This is a genomic window from Hyphomonas sp., assembly GCF_036964145.1.
GTDB lineage: Bacteria > Pseudomonadota > Alphaproteobacteria > Caulobacterales > Hyphomonadaceae > Hyphomonas.
Genome location: NZ_JBALUC010000001.1, coordinates 708,131 through 731,222, shown reverse-complemented (window position 1 = coordinate 731,222; position 23,092 = coordinate 708,131). Strand labels below are relative to the sequence as shown.

Annotated in this window: 19 protein-coding genes; 12 read left to right on the top strand and 7 right to left on the bottom strand. The window is 61.7% G+C overall.

Annotated elements, in window-relative coordinates:
- Both V7660_RS03635 and V7660_RS03630 read left to right on the top strand, forming a co-directional pair.
- Complete coding sequence (locus V7660_RS03635) at nt 1-945, top strand: glycerophosphodiester phosphodiesterase family protein (RefSeq protein WP_335601763.1); 945 nt, start codon at nt 1-3, stop codon at nt 943-945.
- A 199-nt stretch (nt 946-1,144) separates the two neighbouring features.
- On the top strand, nt 1,145-1,594 hold the full coding sequence (locus V7660_RS03630) for a glyoxalase superfamily protein (protein ID WP_335601762.1): 450 nt from the start codon (nt 1,145-1,147) through the stop codon (nt 1,592-1,594).
- 13 nt (nt 1,595-1,607) lie between these two features.
- Here V7660_RS03630 and pdxH read toward each other — a convergent pair whose 3' ends face one another.
- Nucleotides 1,608-2,279: a pyridoxamine 5'-phosphate oxidase gene (gene pdxH / locus V7660_RS03625; RefSeq protein ID WP_335601761.1), complete on the bottom strand. Its 672-nt coding sequence runs from the start codon at nt 2,277-2,279 to the stop codon at nt 1,608-1,610.
- Nucleotides 2,280-2,451: 172 nt separating this feature from the next.
- Here pdxH and V7660_RS03620 point away from each other — a divergent pair, with 172 nt between their 5' ends.
- From V7660_RS03620 to V7660_RS03610, 3 genes are all read left to right on the top strand, one after another.
- Nucleotides 2,452-3,432 (top strand): malate dehydrogenase, encoded by a 981-nt coding sequence (locus V7660_RS03620; protein ID WP_335601760.1) that lies wholly within the window; start codon nt 2,452-2,454, stop codon nt 3,430-3,432.
- Between the two features lie 28 nt (nt 3,433-3,460).
- Nucleotides 3,461-4,552 (top strand): chorismate synthase, encoded by a 1,092-nt coding sequence (gene aroC, locus V7660_RS03615; RefSeq protein ID WP_335601759.1) that lies wholly within the window; start codon nt 3,461-3,463, stop codon nt 4,550-4,552.
- A gap of 103 nt (nt 4,553-4,655) precedes the next feature.
- Nucleotides 4,656-5,711 (top strand): hypothetical protein, encoded by a 1,056-nt coding sequence (locus tag V7660_RS03610; protein WP_335601758.1) that lies wholly within the window; start codon nt 4,656-4,658, stop codon nt 5,709-5,711.
- A gap of 12 nt (nt 5,712-5,723) precedes the next feature.
- On the opposite strand, the gene V7660_RS03605 is transcribed toward V7660_RS03610, so the two are convergent.
- Both V7660_RS03605 and V7660_RS03600 read right to left on the bottom strand, forming a co-directional pair.
- Nucleotides 5,724-5,894: a hypothetical protein gene (locus V7660_RS03605; RefSeq protein ID WP_335601757.1), complete on the bottom strand. Its 171-nt coding sequence runs from the start codon at nt 5,892-5,894 to the stop codon at nt 5,724-5,726.
- Nucleotides 5,895-6,047: 153 nt separating this feature from the next.
- On the bottom strand, nt 6,048-7,121 hold the full coding sequence (locus V7660_RS03600) for a class I SAM-dependent methyltransferase (RefSeq protein ID WP_335601756.1): 1,074 nt from the start codon (nt 7,119-7,121) through the stop codon (nt 6,048-6,050).
- 118 nt (nt 7,122-7,239) lie between these two features.
- Between V7660_RS03600 and V7660_RS03595 the strand changes: the two genes are divergently transcribed.
- Nucleotides 7,240-7,959: a hypothetical protein gene (locus tag V7660_RS03595; protein WP_335601754.1), complete on the top strand. Its 720-nt coding sequence runs from the start codon at nt 7,240-7,242 to the stop codon at nt 7,957-7,959.
- On the opposite strand, the gene V7660_RS03590 is transcribed toward V7660_RS03595, so the two are convergent.
- Nucleotides 7,956-8,684 carry a TlyA family RNA methyltransferase gene (locus V7660_RS03590; RefSeq protein ID WP_335601753.1) on the bottom strand — a complete coding sequence of 243 codons (729 nt, stop codon included), beginning with the start codon at nt 8,682-8,684 and terminating at the stop codon, nt 7,956-7,958. The two genes, V7660_RS03595 and V7660_RS03590, sit on opposite strands and share 4 nt — an antisense overlap.
- 66 nt (nt 8,685-8,750) lie before the next feature.
- On the opposite strand from V7660_RS03590, the gene V7660_RS03585 reads away from it, so the two are divergent.
- The 5 genes from V7660_RS03585 to V7660_RS03565 all read left to right on the top strand — a co-directional run bounded on the left by V7660_RS03585 (nt 8,751) and on the right by V7660_RS03565 (nt 16,506).
- Nucleotides 8,751-9,341 carry a superoxide dismutase family protein gene (locus V7660_RS03585; protein WP_335601752.1) on the top strand — a complete coding sequence of 197 codons (591 nt, stop codon included), beginning with the start codon at nt 8,751-8,753 and terminating at the stop codon, nt 9,339-9,341.
- 123 nt (nt 9,342-9,464) lie between these two features.
- Nucleotides 9,465-10,976, top strand: coding sequence for an amidase (locus V7660_RS03580; RefSeq protein WP_335601751.1), 1,512 nt, complete (start codon nt 9,465-9,467; stop codon nt 10,974-10,976).
- 6 nt (nt 10,977-10,982) lie between these two features.
- Nucleotides 10,983-11,993, top strand: coding sequence for a zinc transporter ZntB (locus tag V7660_RS03575; protein WP_335601750.1), 1,011 nt, complete (start codon nt 10,983-10,985; stop codon nt 11,991-11,993).
- Between the two features lie 206 nt (nt 11,994-12,199).
- Nucleotides 12,200-13,276 (top strand): efflux RND transporter periplasmic adaptor subunit, encoded by a 1,077-nt coding sequence (locus tag V7660_RS03570; protein ID WP_335601749.1) that lies wholly within the window; start codon nt 12,200-12,202, stop codon nt 13,274-13,276.
- A complete protein-coding gene (locus V7660_RS03565; protein WP_335601748.1) occupies nt 13,273-16,506 on the top strand; it encodes an efflux RND transporter permease subunit in 3,234 nt (1,077 codons plus the stop codon). Before V7660_RS03570 ends, V7660_RS03565 begins: the two co-directional genes overlap by 4 nt.
- 193 nt (nt 16,507-16,699) lie before the next feature.
- Here the strand turns inward: V7660_RS03565 and V7660_RS03560 are convergent, their stop codons facing one another.
- Complete coding sequence (locus V7660_RS03560) at nt 16,700-17,134, bottom strand: PH domain-containing protein (RefSeq protein ID WP_335601747.1); 435 nt, start codon at nt 17,132-17,134, stop codon at nt 16,700-16,702.
- A 58-nt stretch (nt 17,135-17,192) separates the two neighbouring features.
- Nucleotides 17,193-19,532 (bottom strand): ATP-dependent helicase, encoded by a 2,340-nt coding sequence (locus V7660_RS03555; protein ID WP_348210026.1) that lies wholly within the window; start codon nt 19,530-19,532, stop codon nt 17,193-17,195.
- A 167-nt stretch (nt 19,533-19,699) separates the two neighbouring features.
- Between V7660_RS03555 and V7660_RS03550 the strand changes: the two genes are divergently transcribed.
- The gene (locus V7660_RS03550) at nt 19,700-21,496 is read left to right on the top strand and encodes an AsmA family protein (protein ID WP_335601745.1); all 1,797 of its coding nucleotides are present in this window, start codon (nt 19,700-19,702) and stop codon (nt 21,494-21,496) included.
- A gap of 343 nt (nt 21,497-21,839) precedes the next feature.
- Here V7660_RS03550 and V7660_RS03545 read toward each other — a convergent pair whose 3' ends face one another.
- The gene (locus V7660_RS03545; protein ID WP_335601744.1) at nt 21,840-22,949 is read right to left on the bottom strand and encodes an NADH:flavin oxidoreductase; all 1,110 of its coding nucleotides are present in this window, start codon (nt 22,947-22,949) and stop codon (nt 21,840-21,842) included.
- Nucleotides 22,950-23,092: the final 143 nt, after the last annotated feature.

Sequence of the window (23,092 nt, the reverse complement as noted above, 5' to 3'; positions counted from 1 at the left end):
ATGAACCATTCCGCACTGCTTGTTATCGCTCTCATCCTGCTGTCCGGCTGCGGGCCGTCAAGCGATGTCCCACAGTCAAGCGCTGCCATGCCCGCTACGGCCAACGAAGACGCGCGCCTGCCCCTGCCCGAGTATTTCGACTGTCTGCGCGAAAATGGCGGCGTGGTGATCGCCGCCCATCGCGGCGGCCCTGCGGATGGCTATCCGGAGAACGCCATTGAGACAATGCAGTACAATTTCGATCATGGTGTGCGCGTCTTTGAGATCGACATTGCCGAAACCCGCGATGGCGTACTGACGCTGATGCATGATGACCGGCTGAACCGGACGACGACCGGGCGCGGTTATGTCTCGGACATCAGCTGGGAAGACCTGTCCAGCCTGACCCTGGTCGACAATTCCGGCCAGCGGACCCGCTACGCACCGCCCAAGCTGACTGATGCACTGATCTGGGCCCGCAATACTGGCGCGATCCTCGAACTCGACCGCAAGAAGACGACCAGCTTCGCCAACATCGCCGAGGCCGTCTACGCAGCGGGCGCCGAAGAGAACATCATCATGATCTCCTACAATGACGACGAGGCCGCAGAAATCGCCGCCATCGATCCAGCCTTCATGATGACCGCCTCGGTGCGCGGAGGCCGGGACATTTCCGCCCTCGAAGCGCGCGGCGTGGATTCGCGCCGCCTGATCGGCTGGACCGGCACCGACCGGCCGGACGCCGCCGCGTGGGACCGCAATGCCCGCAATGATGTGGAATCCGCCTTCGGCACGCTCGGGCGGTCCGGCGAACGGCTCGACGATATCTACCTCGCGGATGGCAATGGCTCCGAATTCCAGGACCTGGCCGAGGACGGCCTTGTCATGCTCGCCACGGATCGTCCGCTCGAAGCGGCTGAGGCCATGACAGCGGACGACATCGCCATCGAGGCCTGCGGGCGTTGACGCGCCGCCGTGTTGGGCGTATCTGGCGCGCAGGTCTGAGACACCTGCCGCTTGCCGGGATATCCCGACGGTGAAGGTCTCACAGGCGCCCAAGGGCGGCTGTTCAACTGGATGCTGACGCTTCATTCCAAGCGGTCCAGCGGCAAGGCAAGCCCCGCCTCATGTGACCGCGCCTGGAAGAAGGGAAAGGATCCCACCCATGTCGCACTCCATCATAACGCGCGAAGCCGCCAAGACCCGGGCTCGCGAAATACGGACCGAGCAGGCCAATGCCGGCACGTCCATCTCCCACGCCAAGGCGCTTGAACTGGTGGCCAGGGAACTCGGCTACCGGGACTGGAACACGGCCTCGGCGCGCCTGTCGAACCGGCCGGAATCTCCCTGCCAGCTAGGCGACCGCGTGACCGGTCTCTACCTCAAGCAACCCTTCGAGGGCCGCGTCCATGCCATCCGCGAACTGGCAGGCGGCATGGGATATGAGGTCACCCTGCATTTCGATGAGCCCGTTGATGTCGTCGAGTTCGAGAGCTTTACCGGGTTTCGCCAGCGCGTGACCGCGATGGTCGGCGGGGACGGGGTCTCATGGGCCAAGACCAGCGATGGCGCCCCGCACCTCATCCTCGGGGATGTGCTGAACGGGATCGTCTGATCCCGAAGGTCTGTCAGGGGTAGAGCCGTCCGGATGTCCAGCCATCGCCCTGGCGGACGAATTTCAGCCGGTCATGCATCCGGAAGGCCTGATCCTGCCAGAACTCGATCTCGAGCGGCGTGACCCGGAACCCGCCCCAGAATTCGGGGCGGGGAATGTCCGGCCCGTCGCCGAAGATTTCCGACAGTTCGGCCACGCGCTGTTCAAACTCGGCCCGGTCGGTCAATGGACGCGACTGGTCGGAGGCAATCGCGCTGATCCGGCTCTGCGCCGCGCGGGTCGCAAAATATTCGTCGGACTCCTCTTCCGAGACGGGCGTGACCGTCCCGCGCACACGCACCTGGCGGCGCTGGCTCTTCCAATGGAAGCCCAGCGCGGCTTTCGGCGTCTCGGTGAGCTGCTGCCCCTTGGCGCTTTCAAGATTGGTGAAGAAGACAAAGCCCGCTTCCGTCACTTCTTTCAGGAGAACGATCCGCACGTCCGGCATCCCATCCGGCCCTACCGTGGCCAGCGACATGGCGTTGGAATCGTTCAGTTCGGCTTCCCGCGCCGCGGCCATCCATTCCTTGAACAGGCCGATCGGATCACTCGTATCGGGGATCAGCGGCTTGCCGGCCGGATCGGTGTCATACTCCGATGCGCTTGGCGAAGGCGGGATGATGTCGGGCTTGTCGGTCTGGCTCATCAATCTGTCCGATCAGGAGGCTACGGGTCTGACCGTCATATAAGCCAATCGGGGCCAGAGTGATACTGTGACGGCCTGTCCATCCTGCGGCATAGGCGCATGGCCGCTTGCCCTTCTCTGACAAATTCGCCATTGATGCCGCGAAATCACCCTATGCAAGAAGGACTCTCCCATGAAAAAGCCCGTGAAAGTCGCTGTAACTGGCGCTGCAGGCCAGATCGGTTACGCGCTCCTGTTCCGCATTGCTGCCGGAAACATGCTTGGACCTGACCAGCCGGTCGACCTTCACCTGCTGGAAATCACGCCTGCGCTCGGCGCGCTTGAGGGCGTGGTCATGGAATTGAACGATTGCGCCTTCCCGCTGCTCAACAACATCGTTGCCACCGACGATCCGAACGTTGCGTTCAAGGATTGCGACTTTGCACTGCTCGTCGGCGCCATGCCGCGCAAGCAGGGCATGGAGCGCAAGGATCTCCTGTCCGCGAATGGCGGCATCTTCGGCCCCCAGGGCAAGGCGATCAACGATCATGCCAGCCGCGACGTGAAAGTGCTTGTCGTCGGCAACCCGGCCAACACCAACGCCCTGATCGCGCAACAGAATGCGCCTGATCTGGACCCGAAATGCTTCACCGCCATGGTCCGTCTCGACCATAACCGCGCGATGAGCCAACTGGCTGAGAAGACCGGCGCCCACAATACCGACATCAAGAAGATGACGATCTGGGGTAACCACTCCTCGACCCAGTATCCGGACCTGCACCACGCGACCGTCAAGGGCGAAGCCGCTCTCTCCAAGGTCGATCAGGACTGGTACGAAAACACCTTCATTCCGGATGTGCAGCAGCGCGGCGCAGCCATCATCAAGGCCCGCGGCGCCTCGTCGGCCGCCTCCGCCGCGTCGGCCGCCATCGACCACATGCGCAGCTGGGCCCTCGGCACCGAAGCCGGTGACTGGGTCTCCATGGGCATTCCGTCCGACGGCTCCTATGGCATCGAGCCGGGAATCATCTACGGCTATCCCTGCACCTGCAAGGACGGCAAGTACGAGATCGTCCAGGGCCTCGAAATCGGTGAGTTCTCGCGCGCCCGCATGGATGCGACCGAGACGGAACTGCGCGAAGAGCGCGAAGCTGTTCAGGACCTGCTCGGCTAGGCCCTGACCCTCAACAGAACGGGCAGCCATGTCTCACAATACGTTCGGCCACCTCTTCCGCGTGACCACCTGGGGCGAAAGCCACGGGCCGGCGCTCGGATGCGTGGTCGATGGCTGCCCGCCCAATCTTGCGCTGGATGAGGCCTTCATCCAGCAATTCCTCGACCAGCGCCGGCCCGGCACCTCCCGCTTCGTGACCCAGCGCCAGGAAGCCGACCAGGTGAAGATCCTGTCCGGCGTCTTCGAGGATGACCGCACCAGTGGCCCTGTCACCACCGGCACACCGATCTCGCTGATGATCGAGAATACCGACCAGCGCTCCAAGGATTACGGCGAGATCCGCGATCGCTACCGGCCGGGCCATGCCGACTATTCCTATGACCAGAAATACGGCGTGCGCGACTATCGCGGCGGCGGCCGCTCCAGTGCGCGCGAGACCGCCGCGCGGGTGGCTGCAGGCGCCGTGGCGCGCCGGGTACTCGGTGATGGCATCACGTTGCGCGGCGCCGTGGTCCAGATCGGCCCCCATGCCATCGACCGCACGCGCTGGAACTGGGATGAAACGAAGTCGAACTCTTTCTGGTGTCCTGACGCCGAAATGGTGCCAGTCTGGGAGACGTTTCTGGACGAAACGCGCAAGGCCGGCAGCTCCGCTGGCGCGATTGTCGAGGTCGAAGCGACCGGAATTCCGGCCGGTTGGGGCGCCCCCATCTACGGAAAACTGGATGGTGAACTCGCCGGCGCCATGATGAGCATCAATGCTGCCAAGGGCGTAGAGATCGGCGAAGGCTTCGCCGCAGCCGCACTGTCGGGTGAGGAAAACGCTGACCAGATGCGGACCGGCAATGACGGCGCACGCTTTCTGTCGAACCATAATGGCGGCATTGCCGGCGGCATTTCGACCGGTCAGCCGGTCGTCGTGCGACTCGCAATCAAACCAACATCTTCCATCCTCACCCCCGTCCAGACTGTCACGCGTGACGGTCAGGAGGTGGACGTACGCACCATCGGACGGCATGATCCCTGTGTCGGCATACGTGCGGTACCGGTAGCGGAGGCGATGCTCGCCTGCGTGCTGGCCGACGCGAAATTGCGACATAGGGGGCAGACGGGCAGATGAGCGCTAATGTCTGTGTCACAGTAAGTTCACATACCTGCTATCGGCAATGCACATCGAACCTGCTACCTCGCGTTAAGTCTTCAAATAGCAATGGGTTGGCGGCATGGGTGGCGTAGAGATTTTCGGGCTCATTGGCTTCATGCTGGCGTCATACGCCGTTGTTGCCAACGATTCGATCCAGACCCTCGGGACATTCCTCTCCTCGAATGCACGGCGGCCCTGGTGGGTCCTCTGGCTGTTTGCGAGCGCTATCCTCCTCGTCGTCCTCTTCTATGGATATTTCCATGGCAATGGGGATGTCGCGTATGACCGCCTCGACAAATTGTCGGTCCTGCCGGGCGAAGGCGATCGCAGCGCCCTGCTGATGCCTGGCATCCAGTGGTGGCATGCGCTGCCGCCTCTGGTCCTGCTGTTCCTCACCCGGTTCGGTATTCCGGTCTCCACGACCTTCCTCGTCCTGACCCTCTTCGCCTTGTCAGGCGGTTCGGCGGGCGATGGCATCCTTGAAAAGATGATCATCAAATCGGCCATGGGCTATGTGGTCGCCTTCGCTTGCGGCGCGGTGATCTGGGTGATCATTTCGCGCACCTTCGAACGCTGGGTCTTCCACACCAAGGACGAGCTGCCCTGGCCGTACTGGATCACGTTCCAGTGGCTGACGACGACCTTCCTGTGGTCGCAATGGCTGATGCAGGATCTGGCGAATATCTTCGTCTACCTGCCTCGCACGGTGACGGTGACTGGCGACGAGACGCATGTCGCCTTCTCGCTCGGCTATGTGATCTTCGGGGCGATCCTGCTGGTGGCGATCCAAGGCTATATCTTCGCCACGCGCGGCGGCCAGATCCAGAAGATCGTCGAGCGCAAGATCAATACGGTGGATGTCCGCGCCGCGACCATCGTCGACCTGATCTATGGCATCATCCTGTTCGTGTTCAAGGAAGTCAGCAATGTGCCCATGAGCACGACCTGGGTGTTCCTGGGCCTGCTGGCCGGCCGGGAACTTGCGATCTCTTATGTGGCGCATCTGCGCGAAAAGAATGAGGCCGTGAAAGACGTTCTCGGCGATGCCGGACGTGCCTTCCTCGGCCTCATAATTTCGATCATTCTCGCTTTTGCCATGCCGCTGATGGGCACCGGCAAACTGCCGAGCTTCTAGGTCTGTCGCCGATCAGGCGAACAGATTGACAATCGGATCCAGAGCAATGGCGAGGCTGACCCCGACAATGCCTGCAACGACCAACATGGTCCCCCGCAACACACGCAGGCCCGACTCGTTAAGAGTGAAGTCCCTGTGCGCCAGCCAGGAAACATGATTATCATTGTGGTCTAGGACGGCCATAGGTGCCTCCTTTCCTTCCTGGTAAATGTTCGTGTCACATGACCGTAACGTAACTGTCATATTACTGTCATGTTCCATTCGCGCAAATCAATATTTTTTCATCCAGGATTAAACGCTACGCTCCAGGCGAGAAATCGGTTCCCTTTCAAGGCGTTATAAAACTCGCCGAAAGGTGCTGATTTTTGTCAGAAATGCCAGTGATCGCGTTTCAGGCACCAATCCTGCCCTTTCGCACACCGAATTGGCGTTCCAGGACAGGTAATCCTTGTAATACGGCTCATGGAACCCGTGCGGAAAGTATTCCAGCAGGCCGTCCAGCTCCGGATAATCGCCAAACTGGGCACTGTCGGCCAGAATGAACAGGCCGCCCGGCTTCAGCACGCGCTGTACCTCCGATATGACTTGTCCGCGAACCCTGGGGGGCAATTCATGAAACAGGAAGATGGAGACAACCATGTCGAGGCCGGCATTCTCGATCGGCATCGATTCGGCCGCTTCGTGCAGGATTTCGACGTGTTTCCACGGTTTGAGCCTTGCGCGAGCGGCGTCCGTATAGGTTGGGGACAGGTCCAGCCCGCTTGCCATTAACCTTGGATATACCTGCATCACCTGCGACAGGAAGCGACCATTCCCGCAGGCCACATCCAACAGGCTCACCCTGCGCTGGTCCCGGCCTTTCAACTCGCGGGAAATCTCCGCCAGCACGGCCCGCCGCATGGCATCCGCCGTGCCCGTGAATAGCGCCTCAACCTGCGTGTCATACAAATCCGCGCTGTCTTCGGTGAACCAGCCTCCGGACTGGTAGTGGAAATTCTGGAGATAGTAGGCAGGATACCGATTGTGCCCATCCATTACCTGCTGGCGTATTTCCGTTCCATTACGTTCCAGTCGGCGCCGGTCAACTTCCTCCACGTCCTCCCGGAAGGCCCGCGCCGATCTCAACGCCTTCGGCAAATCCTTCAGGCGCACATCAGATGGCGCCGGGTAGAGTCCGGCCTCAACATTCAGGCGATCCTTGAGGAACAGCTCGAAATAGGCCCGGCGCAGGGCGGCAAGATCGGGTGTACCTTTGGAGGGCCGGAAGGCCGGCTCGCCCGGGCGGTCAAACCCACTGGCGCGCCGTCGTGCAGCGCTCATCTGGACCCCATACCATGCCGATCTCAACCCCTGCGCGGCGGCGTAACGGGCCCGGCCTGCGGTGCGGGCGACGATATCGAACACTCCCATGCCGTCAATATGTGCCGGGCTGCCTGCCGCGTCCAGTTTTCACCTCGTGTTCAGGTTCACCCCCCCAGTATGATAGGCTGACATTGGCGGGCGTATATCCGCGACAAGGAGTATTTCGATGAAATCCCAATCGCTGATCATCGGAGCGCTGGCCATGGCCAGCCTCGCCATCCCTGCTGCAGCCGCGGCCCAGAGCGGGTATGGCTACACCTACAATCCCCCGGTTCAGAACGTTCAGTGCGAGCGCCAGCGCAAGGATGATCAACTGGCCGGCGTCTTGGTCGGTGCCATTGCAGGCGGCCTGATCGGCGGCGCGATTGGCAATAATATCGATGATGGCGATGACTATTATTACCGCGGTCATCGTGGGTATCGGGGCTATCGCGGCCACGGACGTCATGGGGGATATCATCAGGGCAATGGCAATTCCGATGAAGTCGCCGCAGGCGCGATTCTTGGCGCCATTGTCGGCGGTTTTGCCGGCGGCGCCATCGCTGAGGATACGGGCCGCCCCTGTCAGGTAGCGACACCATATGGCCCGGCCACGTCCGGCGCTTATCCGGCCGGCAGCATCCCGCGCACGACGGACGGTCTTTATGGTGGTCCGGAAATCATGAACTATCCGAATGTCCCGCCGCCGAGCCGCACCTATCCGGCCTCCACAGTGCCGGGGCCGACCCTGCCGCCCCAGCCGGGCACCGACATCGAATGCCGCACAATTGAACGCGAAACCCGCCTGCCGGATGGCCAGGTAATCCGCGACCCCATCACAGCCTGCCGGGATCCGTATGACGGCACATGGGAAATCAATGACGGGTTTTACGACGAGAATTACTAGGCCTTAACCGCATGAAACAGGCGTTCGGCATTGCCGTCGCCCCCGGTGATCGGGCTGTCGGTCCAGGCCCGGATGGGCCATCCTTGCCTCTCCATCCATAGCGCGAAAGCCTCAGCGGCGCGGTCAGAAATCTCTATATCCGTCACCAGCCCGCCCTTGCCGACATGCTCCCGGCCAACCTGGAATTGCGGCTTGAACAGGCCGACAAATTCGGCGCGCTCGGCCGCGAGGAACAGGGGCACGGCGAGCAGTTTCTCCAATGAAATGAAGCTTGCATCGCACACAAGCAAGGAAGGCGCCTCGCCCAGCATGTCAGCCGTCAGGGTTCGGGCATCCTGAGCTTCAAGACTTGTCACCCGGTTGTCCCCGGCCAGCGCCAGATGGAACTGGCCCCGTCCCACATCCACCGCCACGACATGCTTTGCGCAGGCCCGGAGCAGCACATCGGTAAAGCCGCCCGTTGAGGCCCCAATGTCGAGACACATCCGTCCGGCCGGATCGACGCCGAAGGCTTTCAGGCCATGCGCCAGCTTCAACCCACCACGGGAGACATAAGGATGCGCTGGCTTTGCGATGATCTCCTCATCGCCCGACAGCATCTGCGATGGCTTCAACACAACCGTTCCGCCCGCCGAAACATGGCCCGCCTCGATCGCCGCGCGCGCGGCCGACCGGCTCTCGAACAAGCCGAGACTAACGAGCAATTTATCTGCACGGTCCTTCACGTGAGGGAGCCTTCCTGCCACATAGACGTTACGCCTATATCAGACCCACGCTGACAGGAGACCCCCATGATCACCCGAACTGCCATCGCTTCACTCGCAATCGCCCTTGCCGCGTGCGGCCAGCAGGGCGCGACACCCCAGGAAATGCCCAACGACAATGGCCTGCCTACAGCGGAAGAGATGCCCGGCCCGGATGAAGGCGTGTACCCGTCCATGATGGTCGCCAAGGCCTCCATCATCGGCGCCGAAGGCTCGGAAATCGGTACAGCGAACTTCCTCGATGGCCCGAATGGCGAAGTCATTCGCGTCGAACTCTCTGCCGGCAGCCTGACGCCGGGCTGGCACGGCATCCATTTGCACGGCACCGGCACCTGTGAGGATGTCGGCGTGTTCAAGGCCTCCGGCGGCCATCACGGCAAGGTCGAGGGCGCGCACGGCCTGCTCAACCCGAAGGGCCCGGAAGCGGGCGACCTGCCGAATATCTGGGTGGCTGAGGATGGCTCGGCCGGGTACGAAGCGTTCACCCGTCTGACCGCACTCGAATCCCTGCTCGACGAAGACGGCTCCGCCCTCATCATCCATGAGAGCGAAGATGATCACATGACCCAGCCCATTGGCGGCGCCGGCGCGCGCGTTGCCTGCGGTGTGATCCAGTAGAACTTCCCTGAAATGATCTGAAACGGCCATACCCCCACAGGTATGGCCGTTTTGTTTTGTCTTGCGAATTCTCCCCGCGCGTTACAGTTTGCTGCCCAAAAGGGAAAACGGGAGGAAACAAGAATGACCGCATTTACACGGCGCGCAGCTTTGCTCGGAGGCGCGGCGGCAACCGCGCTTGCCGCATGTGGCCAGAAGGCCAGCGACACACTCACACCTACCTCGGGGCCCATCGCCGCCAAGGCCGTGCCACCGGAAGGCTGGGAAAGCGGCCTGACCATTGCCAGCCGAATCGCTGGGGGAGAGACGACCTCCCTTGCTGAGGTCGAGAAAGCCATCGCGCGCGCTGAAGCCGTGAATGGTGACCTCAACGCCATTGCCACGGCCAGCTTCGACCAGGCTCGCACCGCAGCCGCACATCCGGCGCCGGGGACGTTCAGCGGCGTTCCGACCTTCATCAAGGATTTGCTCGACTGGGAAGGCACACAGACCCTGTGGGGTAGCCGCGCCTTTGTCGGCAACGTTTCGCAAAAGGATTCCCCCTTCGCCACCGCCTGGCGGAACGCGGGGGTCGTGTCGCTCGGCAAGTCCACCACGCCGGAAATGGGCCTGACCTCGACCACCGAGCCGCTGGTTACCGGCGCGACGCACAATCCGTGGGACCTGTCACGTATGCCGGGCGGTTCATCCGGGGGAGCGGCCGCTCTGGTCGCGGCGCGGGTCGTGCCCTTCGCCCATGCCAGCGATGGGGGCGGGTCGATCCGCATCCCCGCCTCCACCTGCGGCGTGTTCGGCCTGAAACCGTCGCGAGGTCGTCTGGATGCGCGGAATGAAGGCAACGCCCCGCCTGTGGACATTTCGGTGAACCATGCCGTGACCATCACGGTACAGGATTCGATCGAGCTGTTCCGCGTCGCGGAAAAGAATGACGGCGCCTATACGCCGCTCGGGGAAATCTCGACTCTCAACCGGCCGCTCCGGATCGGCTTTGCGCCCGACTCCATCAGTGGCACCCACGTCTCGCCGGAGACCACGGCAGCGCTTGAGGACGTCGCCCAGCTCTGCCGCGAACTCGGTCATGAGGTGATCGACTACAAGGTGCCGCTGAATGGTGCGGAATTTACCGACAAATTCCTGATGTACTGGGCCGCCGGGGCCGCCGAGTTTGCCCAGCAGGCCAGCGCCTATTCCGGCAAGCCTATCGGCCCGGACATTGTCGAGCCCTGGACGCTGGGCCTTGTCTCGATGTTCCAGGCGCGCCAATCGGAATTCCCGGAAATCATTGGCTATCTGAAGGCCTTCGAAGCCGCCTATGATGACTGGTTCAATGACATGGATGTGCTACTCACACCGGTGACCGGCAGCCCTGCCGTACCGATCGGTGATCAGGCCCCCGATGGAGATTTCGATACCGTCATGGAAAGCGTATTGAACTTTGCAGCCTTTACCGCGCCGATGAATGTGTCGGGCGCTGCCTCCATGAGTGTCCCGCTCTCCTGGTCGTCAGGCGGCCTGCCCATCGGCTCCATGTTCTCTGCCAAGCGCGGCCAGGATGATCTCCTGTTCGAACTGGCCATGCAGCTGGAAATGACACGGCCCTGGATTTCCCGGACGCCGCCGGTCTCCGCGCTCTGATCCCGTATGGTCACACCGCTCCCCGCTTCGATTGACGCAATGACGGCGCCGCTCGTCTTCGGGTACGGCTTTGCGGCGGACGGCACCGTCTCGCCGCTCAACTGGGCGGATGTGACCTCTGGCCGGCTGAAGGAGTTCAGCCGGCACTGGCTGCATCTCAACCGGCGGTCGCCAGAGGCGCAAACATGGCTCACGCGTCAGAGTGGCCTCGACCGTATCGCCTCCGAGGCACTCCTGCAGGAAGACACAAGGCCGCGCTCGACGCGTCACGGGCCGGGATTCCTCATCAATTTGCGCGGTATGAACCTCAATGAAGGCGAGGCGCTGGAAGACATGCTCGCCCTGCGCATGTGGGCCAGTGAGACCGCGCTGATCTCACTTCGCGCCAAACCGATCCAGGCCACGCGCGATATTGAGGCGAAGGTGAAAGCGGGCACTGCGCCCAGTACCACAGGCGGACTGGTGGCCGCCCTCGCCGATGCGCTGACCGACCGGATGGAGCCGGAAGTCTCCCGCTTCGACGAACAGGCCGACCAGTTCGAAGATGATCTGCTGGACCCCGGTACGCGCTTGCCGCGGTCGAAACTGTCGGAATTGCGCCGCCGTGTTCTGCAGGTCCGCCGCTATATCCTGCCGCAGCGCGAGGCGCTTGCCCAACTGGTCCGCGAGGGCACCCAATCGGGCCTGTTCTCCGATCACGACCTGCTCTTCCTGCGGGAATCCGCCGACCGGGTGACCCGGCTCGCGGAGGAACTCGACACCATCCGGGATCGCTGCACCGTATTGCAGGAACAGGTCATCGAGGAACGCGCCGAGGTCATGAACCAGCGCCTGTTCGTCCTGTCGATCCTGTCGGCGGTATTCCTCCCGATCAGTTTTGTGACCGGCCTGTTCGGGGTGAATGTCGGCGGCATGCCGGGTGTAGACAGCGCCGCTGCCTTTGCCGTGCTTGTGACGTCGCTTGCCGTCGCAACGCTGGTGATGCTCGCCATCTTCCGCTGGCGCCGCTGGATCTGATCCGGCCCCCTGAGCCCGGCCCCCCTCGTCTCAGGGGGCCTGATCCGGGCATTTATTAATCATACCTTGCGGTGAACCCTCAAAACACGGCGCCAGCTTTGCCGGATCGCAACAGTCGGTTGTTAACTATGCGTCTCCGGCGGACTTATTACGGCGACGCCGCGCCCTATATCTGCTACACAGCCAGCCGTGCGAAAGACTGAACCGTGAACCGATCCGTCAAAATTGCCATCGCCATCTTTATCGGCTTGCTGACCTGGTTTGTGGTCCGCAGCTTCATTCGCGGCGACATCAGCACGCAGCATGAAGACGTGCGCCTCGAACAGAGCACCGCCGCTCCGGAAGCGGTGACCTTCGTCGTCACCGCCCAGACCCACGGCATCCGCCTGAAAGCCAAGGGCCTCACGGCCCCCGACAAATCCGTGAGCGTGAAAGCCGGCACGTCCGGCAATGTGGTCTCGACCCCCGTCCGCGAAGGCACGCGCGTCTCGCGCGGCACGCTGCTCTGCGGGCTCGATGTCGAAGCCCGCGCTGCACGTCTCGAAGAGGCTGAAGCGCGCCGCGATGCCGCCCAGATCGATTTTGAAGCAGCCAGGACGCTGGCCGAAAAGGGCCTTGCCCCCGCCAATAATGAAGCCTCCGCCAAAGCCGCCGTTGACGCCGCCGAAGCCTCGGTGAATGCGGCCCGCGTCGAACTTTCCAAGACCCAGATCCGCGCCCCCTTTGACGGCATTTTCGAAACCCGGAGCGCCGAGGCTGGCGATTATCTCTCCCCCGGACAGCCTTGCGGCACGATGGTGGACATGGACCCGGTCATCGTGTCCGTCGAAGTGGCCGAAGCCAATGCCGGCCAGCTCGCAACCGGGATGGACGCCACAGCCCGTCTGCCGAGCGGCAAGACCTATCCCGCCAAGCTGCGCTATGTCTCCCGCACGGCGGATGAAGGCACACGCACCTTCCGGATCGAGGCTGAACTCGAAACCGGCGATGATCCGGTGGCAGCCGGCGTTACGGCCGAACTCTTTATTCCGATGGGCGAAATGCCTGCCACACTGATCTCTCCCGGCCTGCTGACCCTGTCCGATGCGGGCAACCTTGGCGTGCGCTATGTCGACGAGCGCAACAAGGTCCAGTTCGCGCCCATCAAGGTCATAGATGAAACGCCTGAGGGTGCCTGGGTCACCGGCCTACCATCCACAGTGCGTCTGATCTCGATTGGGCAGGATTATCTGGCCGAAGGCGTTGAAGTGAAGCCCGTACCCCAGGGCGGGGCCCAGCCATGACCCGCGTCGTCGAAGGCGCCATCGGGCGCGCCAGGATGGTCCTGTCCATCCTGATCTGCGCGATCATTGCAGGCACGGCGACCTATGTCGGCCTGCCCAAGGAAGCCGACCCCGACATCCCGATTCCCTTTGTGGGCATCACGGTGCCGCTTGCCGGCGTGACGCCGGAAGATGCCGAACGCCTGCTGGTGAAACCCATCGAACAGGAAATCCAGTCGCTGGAAGGCCTGAAGACGTTCACGGGCATCGGCGCGGAAGGCGCCGGTCAGCTGGTCCTGGAATTTGAAATCGATTCCGACATCGATCAGGCCGTACTGGACGTGAAGGACAAGGTCGACCTCGCCAAGCGCTTCTTCCCCGCCGATGCGCGCGAGCCGATCATCACCGAAGTGAATGCCTCGCAATTCCCGATCATGGTGGTGAATTTGTTCGGTCAGGCCCCGGAACGCGGCCTCAACGACATTGCCGAAACATTGCAGGATTTGCTCGAACGCAATCCGGGCGTGCTGGAAGCCAACATCATTGGCCAGCGTGAAGATGTGCTCGAAATCATCGTCGATCCGGTCAAGCTTGAGACCTACAATTTGTCCTATCAGGACATCTATTCGGTCGTCACCGCGAACAACCAGCTCGTGCCTGCCGGCCAGATTGATACCGGCGAGGGCAGCTTTGCCGTCAAGGTGCCCGGCCTGATCCGATCGGCTCAGGACGCCCTGAACCTACCAGTCAAACGCTCCGATACCGCCACGGTCACCCTGTCCGACGTCGCCGAGATCCGCCGCACTTACAAGGATCCGACCGGCTATGCGACCTTCAATGGTGAGCCATCCCTCCAGCTCCAGATCGTCAAACGCTCTGGCGCGAACATTCTCGATACAGCGTATTTCGTGCGCGACACGGTCGCGGCCCAGCAGGAAAGCTGGCCGAGCACCGTCAATGTCCGCATCACCTCCGACGCATCCGAACTTATCGGGGATCAGCTCGGACAACTCCAGAATTCAATCATCACCGCCGTCGTGCTGGTCATGGTCATCTGTGTCGCCGCCCTTGGCCTGCGCTCGGCGCTGCTGGTCGGCATCTCGATCCCGGCATCCTTCGTCATGGCCTTCTTGCTGCTCGGCGCGTTCGGCTACACGATCAACATGATGGTCATGTTCGGCATGGTCATCGCGGTCGGTATCCTCGTCGACGGCGCCATCGTGGTCACGGAATATGCCGACCGGAAAATGGCGGAAGGACTGGACCGCAAGGACGCCTATGCCATGGCCGGCATGCGCATGTTCTGGCCGGTTGTCGCCTCCACCGCCACCACGCTTGCGGCCTTTATCCCGTTCCTGTTCTGGAATTCGATGCCCGGCAAGTTCATGGCCTATTTGCCGATCACGCTGATCTTCGTGCTGTCGGCCTCCCTGGTCATGGCCTTGATTTTCCTGCCTGTGCTCGGCTCGGTCATCGGCGCCCGCCCGGACGGCACCGATGAAAGCCTTGCAGCCCTTGCCTCCGATGCAGACCCTGAAGCCGCAACCGGCTGGCTGGGCGGCTATGTCAAACTGGTCAAATGGCTCATCGCCCGGCCCCTCGCCGTCACCGGTGTCGCCATTGGCGGCGTGATTGCGATCTTCATCTGGTTCGGCTCCACCCCGCACAAATCCGAGCTCTTCCTGGATGTCGAGCCGGAACAGGCCTTCGTCTTCGTCCAGGCGCAAGGCAGCCTGTCGACCGCAGAACAACTTTCCCTCGTCCGGCGCGCCGAAGCCGCGATTGCCAGCATGGACGGCGTGGAAGACATCTCGACCGAGGCCGGCAATTCCGGGAGCGCCGTCTTCTCCATGGATGGATCCTCCAGCAAGCCCAGCGATACGGTCGGCCAGCTCCTGATCGATCTCGCTACAGCGGATGGCGTCCACAATGGACGCCGCACGCTGGCGAATATCCGTAACCGGCTCAGCGAGGTGCCAGGCCTGCGCTTCGAGATTGCCGCCCGCGAACAGGGCCCTCCCTCCGGCAAGGACGTCCAGATCGCGCTCCTCTCGGAAGATGCGCCCGCGCTCAATACAGCCGCACGGATGATTCGCGACTATCTCGATTCCCGGTCCGATTTGCGGGAAGTCGAGGACACACGCCCCCTTCCCGGCATTGAATACCAGCTTGAGGTCGACCGCGCCGAAGCCGGCAAATACGGCCTCGACATCAGCCAGGTCGGCGCCGCCGTCCAGCTTGTCACCAATGGTGTGCTCGTGGGCCGCTACCGCCCCGATGATGCCCAGGACGAAGTCGATATCCGTGTCCGCTTCCCGCAGGCAGACCGCAGCGCCAGCGCAATCGACGATCTCCGCATCGCCACGCCGCGCGGCAATGTTCCGCTCTCCCTGTTTGTGGACCGTGTCCCGGCCCCGCGCGTCAGCCAGATCATTCGCCGGGATGGCGCCCGCGTGATTGATGTGCGCGCCAATGCCCTGGAACAGGGTGCCGGCGCGGCCATCGTGGAAGAGGTCAAGGCATGGGTCGCGGAACAGGGTATTCCCGGCACTGTCGAGGTGCGCTTTGAAGGCGCCGACGAAGACAGCGCCGATGCCGCCGCCTTCTTCCGGGGGGCCTTGCTTGCCATGCTGTTCATGATGGCTATCATCCTCCTGTGGGAGTTCAACAATTTCTGGCAGGTCTTCCTGACCCTGACGGCCGTGATCATCTCGACCGCCGGTGTTCTGGTCGGCATCCAGCTGGTGCTGCCTTACGTCTCCCAGCTGATGATCGGCACAGGCATCGTCGCCCTCGCCGGCATCGTGGTGAACAATAATATCGTGCTCATCGACACCTATAACCGCCTGCTCAGCGATGGCCGCACGCCGGAGGAAGCTGCGATTGCGACAGCCGCTCAGCGGATCCGTCCGATCCTGCTGACCACCGGCACGACGATCTGCGGCCTGCTGCCGATGATCATCCAGATGAACGTCAATTTCTTCGAAGGCTCGATCAATTTCGGCGGCGCAAGTTCCGAATGGTGGGTCCAGCTGGCAACGGCTGTGGTCTTCGGCCTCGGCTTCTCGACCCTGATGATCCTCCTGGTCACGCCGGTCTGGCTGCTCGCCCCGCACCGCATTGGCCGGTGGGCGGGACGCCTGAAGGACCGGGTCCGGGGCAAACGCGAAGCTCATCGCCAGATGAGCAATGGCCCCGCTTCCGCGAATGAGAACGAACCGGCCGACCGGTCCCTGCCGGCTGCCGAATAGGTTTCAGATGAGCCGCAGATGAACGCGCCATTCGGTTTGCGTTCGCTTGGTCCATGCCAAACAGGTCGTGCAGCGCCGGGTCAGCTTTTGCCCTTCGGGGCAAGCGCACCACCCATCGCGCTTCACACGGCCGGCCTGGCCTCCCTACCCCCCTGATCAGGCCCCCGGCGCTGCATATTCGTCAGAAACGAAATCAGCTGACCAACGGCCCGCCCGGTGAGAGCGCGGCCTGCTTCGACTTTTCGGCTTCTGCCCGGAATTTCTGCGGATGCGCCATATTCGGGAACTGGATATGCGTCTCGCCGCGCCCATGCACGGACAGACGACCAAACCCGAAGATGCGCCCGAGGATGCCCTGATTGAGGGAACTGCCTTCAATGGAGTCGAGCGTGATTTCCTCGACATTGGCCGACCAAAGCCCCGTCTTCTTGACGACCCGCCGGTCCGTCACAACGAATTCCGTCGTGTTCAGGCGCACCATTGCGGCAATGAAATAGACAATGCCGAAGATGATGATGCCGAACACGATCAGCATCAGCCAGGCCTTGGCATACTCAATCCAGTGAAACTCCCCGCGATACCGCAGGATTTCCCCCTCATAGAGCCGCTTCTCAAGATAGCCGGCCATGTACGCCTCACCGCTTTGCCTTACCCATCCAATTCGGAATGGAACGCGCGGTCAACCATCAAACGGGTTGCACGAATGTGGCGATCACTTTCTTCCGGCCGGACTTTTCGAAATCCACGGTCAGCTTGTTGCCTTCCGTGTGAGCCACCCGGCCATAGCCGAACTTGTCATGAAAGATACGTGTGCCGACCTTGAAAGTTGCCGGTCCGCCGGAGGTTGCCGACAGATTGGGATTGTCGCGCGGCGGGCGCGTATCGAACCGGCCGGCATTTTCCTTCAGGCGCTGCCAGCCCGGACTCTTGTAGTTTGAGCGCTCGCCAAGGTCCTCGACCGAGCCGGTAAAGCCGCTCTCGCCGCCCGGCATGCCGGAGAAGCCCGTCTCGGAGATCGCTTCGACATGCTCATGCGGCAGTTCGTCAACAAAGCGGCTCGGCAGCACGCTCTGCCAGCGGCCATAGATCTGGCGGTTTGCGACAAAGGAAATATAGGCATGCTGGCGCGCGCGGGTGATGCCGACATAGGCGAGCCGGCGCTCTTCCTCGAGGCCCTTCATGCCGCTTTCATCCAGGCTGCGGCGGGACGGGAAGACTTCCTCTTCCCAGCCCGGCAGGAAAACGACCGGCCATTCGAGGCCTTTCGCGCCGTGCAGGGTCAGGATCTGCACCTGGTCTTCCCCGGCCCCGCCCGCCGAGGCATCCATGACCAGTTCGATATGTTCCAGGAATCCGGCCAGCGAGTCGAACTCGCCCATCGCGCGGACCAGTTCCTTGAGGTTGTCGAGCCGGGTCTGCGCCTGCGGGCTGCGATCCTTCTGCAACATGTCGGTATAGCCGGACTCTTCCAGAATCGTCTCGGCAAGCTCTGTATGCGGCATGCCGTTCGCCAGCTTGTCGCGCCACATGTTGATCTGGTCGATGAACTGGGTGAGGCCGCGCTTGGCCCCGCCCTTGATCTCGTCGGTCTGCAGCACCATTGGCGTCAGCACAAACAGGCTGCGCCCATCCTCGCGGGCATAGGATTGCAGCTTGGCGAGCGAGGTATTGCCCACGCCGCGCTTCGGCTGGTTCACGACCCGCTCGAAGGCGAGGTCATCATCGGGCGAGCGCACGAGCCGCAAATAGGCCAGCGCATCGCGGATTTCGGCGCGCTCGAAGAAGCGCGGCCCGCCGATCACGCGGTACGGGATGCCCAGCATGATGAAGCGTTCCTCGAAGGCCCGCATCTGCCACGAGGCGCGCACCAGCACGGCGCAATCCTCATGGCTGCCACCCTTCGACACCCAGCTCTCGATATCATCCGCGATCAGGCGGCTTTCGGCCTCGCCATCCCACAGGCCACGCACCTTCACCTTGGACGCGTCAATATCGTCGATCGCATTGTCGTCACCGACATAGAGCGTCTTGCCGAGGCGGCTTTTATTGTGACTGATGACCGAGGAGGCGGCGGCAAGGATGTGTTTGGTCGAGCGGTAGTTCTTTTCCAGCCGGATCACATGCGCGCCGGGGAAATCCTTCTCGAAGCGGAGGATGTTGTCCACTTCTGCGCCGCGCCAGCCATAGATTGACTGGTCGTCATCGCCCACACAGCAAATGTTCTGCGAGCCCTGCGCCAGAAGGCGCAGCCACAGATACTGTGCAACGTTCGTGTCCTGATATTCGTCGACCAGAACATAACGGAACTTGTCGTGATATTCCTTCAACAAATCCGGGTTCTTCTGGAAGATCGTGATGTTGTGGATCAGCAAATCGCCAAAGTCGCAGGCGTTCAGCACTTTCAGCCGCGCCTGGTAGATCTGGTAACAGGTGATGCCCTTGCCGTCGGCAAACTGGTGGGCTTCTTCCGGCGGCACCTTGTCCGGCGTCAGCGCGCGGTTCTTCCAGCCATCAATCAGGCTGGCGAGATAGCGCGGCGTCCAGCGTTTCGGGTCGATGTTCTCGGCCTGGATGATCTGCTTGCACAGACGCACCTGATCATCGGTGTCGATGATGGTGAAGGTGGATTTCAGCCCGGCCAGCTCGGCATGCTTACGCAGGATCTGCGCGCTGATCGAATGGAACGTGCCGAGCCAGCGCAGGCCCTCACCCGCTTCACCCAGCATGGACAGTGCCCGCTCGCGCATTTCCCGCGCGGCCTTGTTGGTGAAGGTCACGGTCAGCGTCTGCGATGGCCAGGCCAGCCGCGTGCCAATGATATGCGCCAGGCGTGTCGTCAGCACGCGCGTCTTGCCCGTGCCGGCACCGGCAAGCACGAGGAGCGGGCCTTCGGTCGTCAGGACGGCTTCGCGCTGTTCGGGGTTCAGGCCGTCCAGATAGGCGGCATCCCCTTGCGCGACCGGCGGCTTGGCCGAGGCCATCTGTGAAATGGAAAGGCGATTCGGATTGGAACTCATGGCGAACATATAGCATCGAATGGCCGGATGGGCAGGGTTTGCGGCACACTTGGCTGTGCATGTTGCGCGAACGTTTTCAGGATATTTCGACTGCCAGTCGCGGAATATTTGCCACGAGAACAATACGTCCCGATCTGAAAAGGTGAACCGATACGTCGGACGCGCGTTGAAGCGTCATGCCAGACCTTCACCTACCGCGCAGTCTTGAGGTCATTTTCGACATAGCCTGCGCCTTATTGGTATCGTTTGCGATTTTCCTGTTTCTGATGACCTTTCCTGCTGTGGCTACGCCGGTCACCAATTGGTCGCTCGCCCAATGGGGACCGGACAATGCATCGGTCAGCCGGGCCCATGTTCGTTTTCCAGGCGTCAATGAAATGATCTTCGAAAATTTCCAGGCGCCCGGAACTGCGGAAGCCAAGTCCGGGGAAATCCGGCTCAATTTCTTTGGATTCCTCCCAGGCCTGAGCTGGGTCAGCCGCGCTAGGGCGGAAAATGGTTTCATCGTAGTACAGCTGGATGAGCAGGCAGATGGCGAGGATGGCCTGTCGCTGCGGGACTGGCGCGCCCTGATTGATGAAGTTCGCGCTGAAGATATCATTGTACGCTTTGTCAGAAAGGGAGACCCCCAGTCCATCCACCTTCAGACAGCGGCAGGGTCTCTTCGATCAGGAGACCTCTCTGTCTCGGCTTCCGGAACGGGTGTATCTCTCAATTTCGAGGGGCGAGCCCGGCCCTCAGACCTCTCGGTCCTGACTGGCAAGCTTAATATGTCGGGCGAGAATTTCGCCGATTTCGCAGAGCTGGCCGGCTTTGCGTCCCCCGATACCCCGCCCTATCAGGCGACGGCATATCTGACCTTTTCAAGGCAACAGATTGCCCTCGATTTTGCGCCGTCTACACGTATCGGGGACAGTGATCTCAGTGGGCCGATGAAGATCACCTTCGGCGAAGCCACGCCTCGCATTGAGGCAGATCTCCAGTCCGCCAGTCTGGATTTCGATGATTTGGGCGTTGTCTTCGGCATTCCCGTGGGTGTAGGCGACAATGAAACTACCAATCAGGTGCAGGTCGCGTCCCGCACCGCCTTTGATGCCAGTGACAGGCTGATCCCGGATGCCGTCATCGACTTCAGCCGTCTCGATTCAGTGGATGGTCACGTTGCTTATCACGCCCAACACGTCAACGACGCCATCTTTGATATTCGAAGTTTGAAACTGGAGTTCGACGTCGAGGGGCGGGTTGTCCGAGCCCCCTTGCTGCGTGTGGATTTCGATTCCGGCCAGTTGATCTCTTATGTCACGCTGGATGCAACCCAATCCCCTGCCACCACGACAACTCAGGGAACTCTGAATAATGTGCAGTTGAGCAATTTGGCTCTTGATCCCTATGTGCGGGGCAGCGGCAACGGAGAATTCGAGCTTGAAGCCAGGGGCAATGGATTCCGTGACGCAGCCGCGACCTTGAACGGGCGCGTATCCGTCTGGTCAAAAGACGCAGACCTGCTCGCCCTCGCGGCAGAAGGTGCGGCCCTTGATCTGGGCGAGGCGTTAACCCTTTTGGGCGAACAAGGTGAGGATCGCACATACACGCCGGCACGATGCGCCGCGATCTCCATCCACTTCGAGAATGGTACGGGTCAATTAGACCCGGCGATCATGGATACGGCAGATAGCCTTGTTATCGTCGAGGGACAGGTCGGAATGCGGCAAGAACGCCTGGACCTGAAGGTTCGCTCCGAAGCCAAGGATGCCTCTTTCGGGACGCTGATCGGAAATGTTGGCATCGGAGGCACCTTCCGGTCTCCCGAGATTTCTGCACTCAGTGCGGAAACCGTGCTGCAACTTGGCGCTACCGCACTTCTCGCCAGTGTCAGCGGCGGTCTCGCAGCCCTGCCCTTCATCGAGCCGGGCATGGCAGAGGATGCTCCCTGTGGCGCAATCATGCGCCGAGCCCAAGGTATGGCGCCTTGAGACTATCACAAAAAACCCTGCAGGGGCGCGTCAGGTGTGCGGGACGCGGCTCTGCAGGGTCAAGCGAGATGCTGGTGTGAAGGCATCTCACCTTGGTGCGGGCAAAGCCCGCGTCAGAAGGGGAAACAATCACCCGACCAGGACATGCGATTGGGGCGGGTGGCATCCAAGCGCTGACAAAGGAAATGTGTGTACGGGTGCACCACATGCCTTCATCGTCAAATTGTGTCGGGATGGCTCTTGTTGTCCCCACCATCCTACCGGACCTCAGCGAAAAATCGCCTCCGGCCCGGTTGGATTAACCAAAACCATCCCTTGAGATTTGATGCAAGTCAAAATCGACCTAAGATAGCGTGGCGAGGCTCGCTGCATCGTAATCGGTCAATTCGTCCGTGCGGCCTTCATGCACCTTGCGGGCCCATGCCGGATCCTGCAGCAGCGCGCGACCGACCGCCACAAGGTCAAACTCGCCCCGCGCCAGGCGCTCTTCGAGATCATCCAGCGACCGCGTGCCGGAGCCTTCGCCCTGGAACGCCTTGATGAAATCGCCAGACAGGCCAACCGATCCGACCGTAATGGTGGGCAAGCCGGTCAGCTTCTTGGCCCAGCCGGCACCGTTCAGGCCGTGCTCGCCATCAATCTCCGGGAATTCCGGTTCCCAATAACGGCGCTGGGAGGCATGCAGCACGTCGACACCACCATCCACGAATACTTTCAGGAAAGCTTCAAGATCCTGAGGCGTCGTTGCGAGGCGCGCATCGTAATCCTGTTGTTTCCACTGCGAGTAGCGCAGGATGACCGGGAAGTCGGGTGAGACGCGGCGCCGGATTTCCTTCAGGATATCCGAGGCGAAGCTGGCCCGATCCACGAGGGACGTGCCGCCGAACTTGTCGTCGCGCTTGTTCATCACGTCCCAGAAGAACTGGTCGACCAGATAGCCATGCGCGCCATGCACTTCGACACAGTCAAAGCCGAGCTTCTCCGCTTCGGCGGCCGCGTCGGCATAGGCCAGCACCATGTCGTCGACTTCCGCAGAGGTTGGTGCTTCGATCACGGCCTTGCCGGTATGAGTCATGCCCGACGGGCTATCGGTTGGCGCGTCCGGGTACGGGCCGCTGCCCGCCTTGCGCACCATGCCCATATGCCAGATCTGCGGCGCGATCCTGCCGCCCTTGGCATGCACCTTCTCGACCACATTCTTCCAGCCGGCCAGCGAGTCCGCTTCATGGAAGTTCGGCACGTTCGGATCATTGGAGGCCCCACCCCGGCGGATCGTGGTGCCCTCGGTCAGGATCAGGCTGACTTCGTTCTCGGCGCGGCGCGCATAATAGTCCGCCACGTCATTGCCCGGCACGCCGTTCGGCGATTTCGACCGTGTCATCGGGGCCATGACGATGCGGTTCGGCAAGTCGAGGGATTTCATCTTGAACGGGGTGAACAGTGAACTTGTCATTTAGGGCTCCATCAATGTTGCGAGACAGGTGGCCGCACCTTCCCCCAAGGTCAAGAATTTACCCTGCGCAAAGACAGGCATTGCGCAGTTCAGTGTCTGTTCAGTATCTCTCAACCCTACTGACTTGAAATTGCTGAAGGCTC

Bases quoted from the DNA above. Each gene is read 5' to 3' on its own strand.
- V7660_RS03610 (WP_335601758.1), top strand. From the start codon at position 4,656: ATGGGTGGCGTAGAGATTTTCGGGCTCATTGGCTTCATGCTGGCGTCA.
- V7660_RS03550 (WP_335601745.1), top strand. From the start codon at position 19,700: ATGCCAGACCTTCACCTACCGCGCAGTCTTGAGGTCATTTTCGACATA.
- aroC (WP_335601759.1), top strand. From the start codon at position 3,461: ATGTCTCACAATACGTTCGGCCACCTCTTCCGCGTGACCACCTGGGGC.
- V7660_RS03630 (WP_335601762.1), top strand. From the start codon at position 1,145: ATGTCGCACTCCATCATAACGCGCGAAGCCGCCAAGACCCGGGCTCGC.
- V7660_RS03635 (WP_335601763.1), top strand. From the start codon at position 1: ATGAACCATTCCGCACTGCTTGTTATCGCTCTCATCCTGCTGTCCGGC.
- V7660_RS03580 (WP_335601751.1), top strand. From the start codon at position 9,465: ATGACCGCATTTACACGGCGCGCAGCTTTGCTCGGAGGCGCGGCGGCA.
- V7660_RS03565 (WP_335601748.1), top strand. From the start codon at position 13,273: ATGACCCGCGTCGTCGAAGGCGCCATCGGGCGCGCCAGGATGGTCCTG.
- V7660_RS03560 (WP_335601747.1), bottom strand. From the start codon at position 17,134: ATGGCCGGCTATCTTGAGAAGCGGCTCTATGAGGGGGAAATCCTGCGG.
- V7660_RS03555 (WP_348210026.1), bottom strand. From the start codon at position 19,532: ATGTTCGCCATGAGTTCCAATCCGAATCGCCTTTCCATTTCACAGATG.
- V7660_RS03575 (WP_335601750.1), top strand. From the start codon at position 10,983: ATGGTCACACCGCTCCCCGCTTCGATTGACGCAATGACGGCGCCGCTC.
- pdxH (WP_335601761.1), bottom strand. From the start codon at position 2,279: ATGAGCCAGACCGACAAGCCCGACATCATCCCGCCTTCGCCAAGCGCA.
- V7660_RS03585 (WP_335601752.1), top strand. From the start codon at position 8,751: ATGATCACCCGAACTGCCATCGCTTCACTCGCAATCGCCCTTGCCGCG.
- V7660_RS03620 (WP_335601760.1), top strand. From the start codon at position 2,452: ATGAAAAAGCCCGTGAAAGTCGCTGTAACTGGCGCTGCAGGCCAGATC.
- V7660_RS03595 (WP_335601754.1), top strand. From the start codon at position 7,240: ATGAAATCCCAATCGCTGATCATCGGAGCGCTGGCCATGGCCAGCCTC.
- V7660_RS03605 (WP_335601757.1), bottom strand. From the start codon at position 5,894: ATGGCCGTCCTAGACCACAATGATAATCATGTTTCCTGGCTGGCGCAC.
- V7660_RS03600 (WP_335601756.1), bottom strand. From the start codon at position 7,121: ATGGGAGTGTTCGATATCGTCGCCCGCACCGCAGGCCGGGCCCGTTAC.
- V7660_RS03545 (WP_335601744.1), bottom strand. From the start codon at position 22,949: ATGACAAGTTCACTGTTCACCCCGTTCAAGATGAAATCCCTCGACTTG.